Here is a 6,835-nt window from a genome sequence, read left to right as displayed (position 1 = left end):
GCAGCCGGATGCGGCGCATCTTCCCCGGTTGAGCTACCAGGATGTCCTGGACCGCGGCCTGCGGGTGATGGACATGACCGCGATCACCTTCTGCCTTGAGAACCATCTCCCGATCGTGGTGTTCAATGTCCGTGTCCCGGGCAACCTGCGCCGCGTCGTTGTGGGGGAAGCGATCGGAACAGTCGTTCAATAGGAGGTCAGAACGATGAAGGAGAAGGTCGCCGAGACCGAACGGCGGATGCAGAAGTCGATCGACGCGCTGAAGGCCGAACTGATGACCATCCGAACCGGGAAGGCGACTCCGAACCTCCTGGACTCGGTGCGCGTCGAGGCCTACGGCTCGATGATGCCGCTCTCGCAGGTCGCCTCCGTATCGGCCCCGCAGCCGAGGCTGCTGGTTGTCCAGCCCTGGGACAAGGCCCTCCTGGTGCCGACTCTCAAGGCGATCCAGAAGGCCGACCTGGGTCTCAATCCATCGGACGAAGGGGAGCTGATCCGTGTGCCGATCCCCGCGCTCACGGAGGAGCGCCGCAACGAGTTCGTCAAGCGGGTTCGCAAGCTCGGTGAGGAGACGAGGGTCGCGATCCGCAATATCCGCCGCGACGCCAACGAGGAGGTCAAGGCGATGCAGAAGGACGGGAAGGTGAGCGAGGACGAGGCCCACAGGGGATCCTCGGAAATCCAGAAGCTCACCGACCGTTTTGTCGAGGGCATCGACGACGTGCTCCATCGCAAGGAGAAGGAGATCCTGGAGGTCTGAGCCTCCCCGGGTTGGCGCCCGGATCTGGATCTGCATGGGCCAGCAGCCGAGTGGGTGAATCGATGGAATCCGATTCCTCGTCCCGCCGGCGCGAGCTGATCCGCTCGCGCGGCAACCTCCCCCGCCACCTGGCGATCATCATGGACGGCAATGGACGCTGGGCCACGCGCCAGGGCCTTCCGCGGATCGCGGGACATCAGGCGGGGCGCAAGGCGGTCCGGGAGGCCGTCGAGGGGTGTTCCGATCTCGGCATCGAGTACCTGACCCTCTACACCTTCTCCATCGAGAACTGGAACCGCCCGAAGCGAGAGGTCACAGCCCTGATGAGCTTCCTCGGGCAGGTGCTGCGCGAGGAAGTCGACGAGCTGCACCGGAAGAACGTCCGCCTCGGCGCGTTGGGGAGGCTCGAAGACCTTCCGCGAGCGGTCCATGGGGAGCTTGACCGGGCGATCGATCGGCTGAAGGAGAACACGGGCCTTCGGCTCTTCCTCGCCTTGAGCTACGGCGGCCGGGCCGAGATCGTCGACGCGACCCGTCGCATCGCAAGGGAGATCGAGGAGGGCCGTCTCTCGAGCGACGCGATCGACGAAGCCGTCTTCTCCAACTATCTCTATACGGCCGGGACGCCCTTTCCCGACCTCCTGATCCGCACGAGTGGAGAGCTGCGCCTGTCGAACTTCCTCCTCTGGCAACTGGCCTACTCCGAGATCTACGTCACCGACGTCCTTTGGCCCGACTTCCGGCGCCAGCACCTCGAGGAAGCGATCATCGCCTACCAGGGACGCGACCGCAGATTCGGCCGTGTCGATCCGGCCCGCGCCATCGCCAGGTCATGACATCATTCGCCAAGCGCCTGCTCGCGGCGGCCGTCCTCCTGCCGCTCGTGGTCGCGGCGATCGCCCTTGGCCGCGCCACCCTTCTGATCCTCCTCGCGGGGATCGCTCTCGTCGGATCGGGCGAGCTGGCCTCCCTCCTGCGGCGCCTGGGCGTGAATGTCCGGCGCCCGGTCATAGCCGGATGCGCTGGGCTCTTCCTTCTATCGAGGGGGGGAGTCCTTCCCATCGGGGACTCGGCCGCGTTGCTTCTCGTCACCCTGATTGCGATCCTGGGGCAGCTTCCCCGCGGGGGCGGGATGCTGCTGGGATTCCCGGCAGCGCTGGCCGGGGGCGTCTATCTCGGATTCCTCCCTTCCTACGCCCTGGCCCTCTCGACCCTCGGCGAACCGGGGGGATTCACGCCCTGGCCGGTCTACTACGGCTTGGCGCTCGTGCTCGGCTGCGACACGGGGGCCTACGGTGCGGGAAAGCTGCTGGGGCGCCACTCTCTCTGGCGGAGGGTGAGTCCCCGCAAGACATGGGAGGGGGCGGTCGGGGGACTGCTCGCCTCGGTCGCCCTCGGATGGGCTCTGCGCGGCTGGGCGCCGTGGCTCTCGGCCGCGGAGGGGCTGGCGGCCGGATTCCTGGCCGGGACCCTGGGACAGCTCGGGGACCTCGCCGAGTCGATGATGAAGAGAGACTCGGGCCAGAAAGACTCAGGCGGCTTGATCCCCGGCCACGGAGGGGTTCTGGATCGGATCGACAGCCTGCTCCTCGCGCTGCCGGTTCTCTACTATTGGCTTCGCTGGACGGCTGGGGGATCCTGATCCGGCATGGACACTGCAGGGCGCCGCCAAGTCGTGGTCCTCGGATCGACGGGGACGATCGGACGCCTCGCGCTCGAGGTCATCGAGCGACTTTCCGATCGCTTCCGCCTGGTCGGGCTCGCGGCCTGGCGCAACGCGGGGCTGCTTGCGGAGCAGACCCTCCGACACAGGCCCGATCTGGTGGCGATCGCAGATCCGCTCGCTGTGGAGTCGCTGCGCGAGCGGGTCGCCGGGGCATGGGAAGGCGAGATCCTCGCCGGCCGCGGCGGCATCGTACAGATCGCCCGCTGCGACGCGGATCTCGTGGTGAACGCTCTCGTCGGGTCGGCCGGCCTCGAACCGAGCCTCGCCGCTCTTCGCGCGGGGCGCATCCTCGCGCTCGCCAACAAGGAGTCGCTCGTGGTGGGCGGCGAGCTGGTGAGAGCGGCCATCCATGAGGGCAAGGGTCGCATCGTTCCGATCGACAGCGAGCACAGCGCCCTGCTGCAGTGTCTCGATGGCCGGAGCGCGGCCTCAGCCAGAAGATTGATCCTGACCGCCTCCGGCGGACCCTTCAGGACCTGGCCGCGGGAGAGGATCGAGCGGGCGACAGCCGATGATGCCATGAAGCATCCGACCTGGAAGATGGGAGCCCGCATCACGGTCGATTCCGCCACCCTTCTCAACAAGGGCTTCGAGATCCATGAAGCGCGCTGGCTCTTCGATCTCCCCGGTGAGCGGATCGATGTCTGGGTCCACCCCCAGAGCGTCGTGCATGCCCTGGTCGAATGGCAGGACGGCTCCCTCATCGCGCAGCTCTCTGTGGCTGACATGCGGCTTCCGATCCAGACGGCGCTCTGCCATCCCGAACGCCCCCCGTCCGGGATTCCCAGCTGCGATCTGACTTCGATCGAGGGCCTCACCTTCGAGCAGGTCGACCAGGACCGCTACCCCTGTCTCGCGCTGGCGCGGGAGGCCCTGGCGACCGGCGGTACCGCTCCGGCCGTTCTCAACGCCGCCGACGAGGTGCTCGTGGAGGAGTTCCTGGTCGGAAGGATCCGCTTCCCGGACATCGCCCGCCACCTGAGGCGGCTCATGGACGAGCACCGGTTCGGTCCGGCGACCGACATCGATTCGGTGCGCGACGCCGATCGCGCCGCCCGCCTGCGCGCGCGGGCCCTGGCGAGCGTGGGGTAGGAGCGGGGCGCGATGGAGACGATGCGTCCACGGAGGGCGCGCCCGTGCTTTCGGGGCGGGATCCTCCCCACCTGCGCACTACTCCTCGCCTGCGCACTACTCCTCGCCCCGCGAGCGGGCGCCGGGCCGTCCGGGGAACAGAGGATCGAGGCGATCCGCTTTCGGGGCAATGAGCAGATCAGCGACCGCGCCCTTCGATCAGCGATGCGATTGAGGCAGCCGGTCTGGTGGAATCCGCTGCGCAAGTGTCCGTATCTCGGGCCCGACTACCTCGCGATCGATCTGTACCGGATCCTGGACCTCTACAAGGACAAGGGGTTTCCCCTCGCCGCGATCAAGGACGCGGAGGTGCGCTCGCGGGGCGATGGAGAGCGCGTCGCGATCGAGATCACGCTCGAGGAGGGGCCGCGCTACCGCGTGAGCTCCGTCTCCTTCGAGGGAGTCGAACAGGTCTCCGTGCGCGAGGCGATCTCTAGGATCGGTCTCCGCCCCGGGAAGCCCCTCTCCTCGGCGCGCGTGAGGGAGGCCGAGTCGCGCCTCGGGGCCTACTACGGCGAGGGAGGATTTCTCCGCGCGCGGGTGCGCGGAGATCTGCTTCTGCGGGGCGACAGCGCCCGCGTGATCTTCCGGGTCAAGGAGGGACCGATCTACGCCATGCGGGAGGCCGTGATCGACACGACGTACGGCGCCGGCCCGACACGCGAACGCGTCGTCCGCCGGGAAATCGTCCTGAAGCGCGGCGAAACGGTCCGGACCTCCAAGGTCCTGCGAAGCCAGGAGCAGATCTACGAGACGGGGATCTTCCGGACCGTCCGCGTCATGCCGGTCGCGGACACGACGGGCCTTCCCGTCGCCGACCTGCGGATCAGCGCCCATCCGCGCAGCAGCGGCTGGTATGGATTCGGCGCCGGATACAGTTCCGACGACCGTCTGCGGTTCCTCGCCGAGTGGGGCAACCGGAACATCTCGGGGCGGGCAAGAAGGCTCGAGGCGAACGCCGATGTCGCCCTCTCGCTCGATCCGAATCTCAGGGGCCGCGGGCTGCCTCTGCAATCGGCCCTGGGGCGCGTCCGTTACACGGAGCCCTGGCTCTTCGGGACTCGCATGAAGAGCCAGTCGACGCTCTATCACGCCTTCGAGGAGCTGAAGACCTTCGACCAGGACATCACTGGCCTGGAGGAGATCGTCCGGCGGGGGATCGGCCGCCACTCGAGCCTAGGACTGGGGATCACGAACAAGTGGGTGCGCACGGGAGACCCCAGCGCCTCGGGCAGGACGTATGTCACAAGGAACGTCTCGTCCTTCATAGAGGAAGAGAGGCGCGACAACATCCTCGACGCGAGGCGCGGTTCCTACACGCAGCTCCTGGCGGAGTACGCGGGCGGCCTGCTCGGCGGCAGGACCGAGTTCAGCCGATGGACGGCGACCGGCTCATGGTACTTGCCCCTGCGGGGGAAGGTCGTCCTGGCGACCCGGACGCGAATCGGTCTCATCGTCCCGGTCGGTTCCGGGGCTGTGGGGGAGGAGGGGCTACTGGTCGAGAGAGTCCCCTTCGAGGAGAGGTTTCGGCTCGGAGGGGGGACGACAGTCAGGGGCTACAAGGAATACTCCCTCGGCCGCGTCGGGGACGGGGGGGGCGCGATCGGCGGAAGCGCTCTCTTCCTCGGAAACGTCGAGATCCGCTTCCCGCTGATCTGGCTGATCTCGGGAGCCGCCTTTCTCGATGGCGGCAACGTCTGGGCCGATGTGGAAGAGATCAACCTCGATCGGTTCCGCCGAGGCTTCGAGAAGGATGAGAAAGGCCCGCTGAGCGTCCGCTACGGGGCGGGCCTCGGCCTCAGGATCGCGACTCCCGTGGGGCCCTTCCGCTTCGATTACGGGCTCAAGCTGGGCGGCGGTCGTCTCGCGGGAGAAAACCCAGGAGAGGTCCACTTGAGTCTGGGACAGGCGTTCTGATGGCTGGCGGCGCGAGGAGCAGGAGCGTCGCCCCGCTCCGGGCACTGGCCTGGGCGGGCGCGATCGCGTGCCTGCTCTTCACCTTCCTCGTTTTGCCGTTCATGCTCGTGCGCAATCGCGATGTGCGTGACTGGCTCCTCGAGGGGAGCCTGCACCGAGGGCTCCTGCCGGCGCAATGGCATCTGCGCATCGACCATGTGGATCGATTCGATCCGACCGGGATCGAGCTGCGGGGGATCCGGCTCGCCTCGGATGACGCCGCTGCGGAGTGGCTCGCGCTCCGCTCCTTCACCGTCCGCTGGAAGGCGGGCAACCTGCTTCGCCGGCGGCTCTGGGCGGACCTGATGGTCCTGGACTCCCTGGTCATCGACCTCGGATCATCGCCTCCTTCCTTCGGGGGAAGCAGGACGGCCGCCCGGGGAGAGAGCGGGGGCTCCGGGGGCCTGCCGTGGCTTCGGCTCGATTCCCTCGCGGTCAACGACATCTCGGTCCGCAGGGGCGAGGACCTCTTCCTGGTGGGGAGCCTTGCCCTCGCCCAGCTTGAGCACGACAAGGGGAGGGTCCGTTCGCGCCTTCGCTCCATCAGGGCCGCGCATGAACCCGAGTCGGTCGCTGTTTCCATCGAGGACGGTTCGATCGAGGGGATGCTGCCCGGAGAGTTCAGCATCCGGGGGGCCCTTCTCGGCTCGCGCGGGCTGAGTTCCTCGCTCGAGGCCGACATCTCGTTTCCCCGGGAGCCCGGCGATCGCATGCGGGGGACCGCGACCTTTGGCATCGACCACCTGAGGCCGATGGAGATTGCGCCGCTCTCGAAGATCGGGTTCCCGTGGGCGGAAGAGGATACGCTGAGCGGGATGATCCGCGCCGACCTCGGGCCGCACGCCCTGACGGCTCGGGTCGACCTCGCGGGGCTTCTCCTGGGCGCGCCTCTCGGTCGCTTCGGGCTTCTCGCGATCCTCTCCGGCGAGACCCTCGCGGTCGAGGATCTATCGCTGCGGCACAGGGCCGGGAGGCTTGCGGGCGAGGGGCGGTTTCTCGCGCGCAAGGGCGAGGGGAGGGGAAGGCTCGACATCGCGGACCTAAGCCTTGGAGATCCGGCGCTGGCCGTCCTATCGCCCGGCCTGCCTCGGGCGCGCGCGGGGGGAAGGCTCGAGGGCGCCTTTGTGGCCGCCGCGGATGGGCCGCAGGCGTCCGCGCGACTGCTCGACGCATGGTTCGAGGGGCTCGGTTCGCGCATCGAGCCGATCGCGCTGGAAGGAGAGCTTGCGAGCCGGGTCGTCCGCCTCGACAGCCTGCGCGTC

The 6,835-nt window shown here is 68.1% G+C and carries 6 protein-coding genes; all 6 read left to right on the top strand.

Going from position 1 to position 6,835, the window contains the following annotated elements:
• The first annotated feature begins 205 nt into the window (after positions 1-205).
• Positions 206-760 (top strand): ribosome recycling factor, encoded by a 555-nt coding sequence (locus tag FJY88_10615; GenBank protein ID MBM3287785.1) that lies wholly within the window; start codon positions 206-208, stop codon positions 758-760.
• Positions 761-822: 62 nt separating this feature from the next.
• Entirely contained in the window at positions 823-1,596 is a 774-nt protein-coding gene (locus FJY88_10610) for an isoprenyl transferase (GenBank protein ID MBM3287784.1), read from the top strand.
• The gene (locus tag FJY88_10605) at positions 1,593-2,402 is read left to right on the top strand and encodes a hypothetical protein (GenBank protein ID MBM3287783.1); all 810 of its coding nucleotides are present in this window, start codon (positions 1,593-1,595) and stop codon (positions 2,400-2,402) included. The genes FJY88_10610 and FJY88_10605 overlap by 4 nt, the downstream gene beginning before the upstream one ends.
• A gap of 6 nt (positions 2,403-2,408) precedes the next feature.
• The gene (locus FJY88_10600; GenBank protein MBM3287782.1) at positions 2,409-3,578 is read left to right on the top strand and encodes a 1-deoxy-D-xylulose-5-phosphate reductoisomerase; all 1,170 of its coding nucleotides are present in this window, start codon (positions 2,409-2,411) and stop codon (positions 3,576-3,578) included.
• Positions 3,579-3,590: 12 nt separating this feature from the next.
• Positions 3,591-5,534 carry a hypothetical protein gene (locus tag FJY88_10595; GenBank protein MBM3287781.1) on the top strand — a complete coding sequence of 648 codons (1,944 nt, stop codon included), beginning with the start codon at positions 3,591-3,593 and terminating at the stop codon, positions 5,532-5,534.
• The coding region (locus FJY88_10590) for a hypothetical protein (GenBank protein ID MBM3287780.1) at positions 5,534-6,835 on the top strand (1,302 nt) is incomplete at its 3' end. The genes FJY88_10595 and FJY88_10590, both read left to right, overlap by 1 nt.

This window comes from Candidatus Eisenbacteria bacterium (assembly GCA_016867495.1).
GTDB lineage: Bacteria > Eisenbacteria > RBG-16-71-46 > CAIMUX01 > VGJL01 > VGJL01.
Note: the sequence above shows the minus strand (reverse complement) of the source record. Positions and strands in the feature narration are given on the sequence as shown.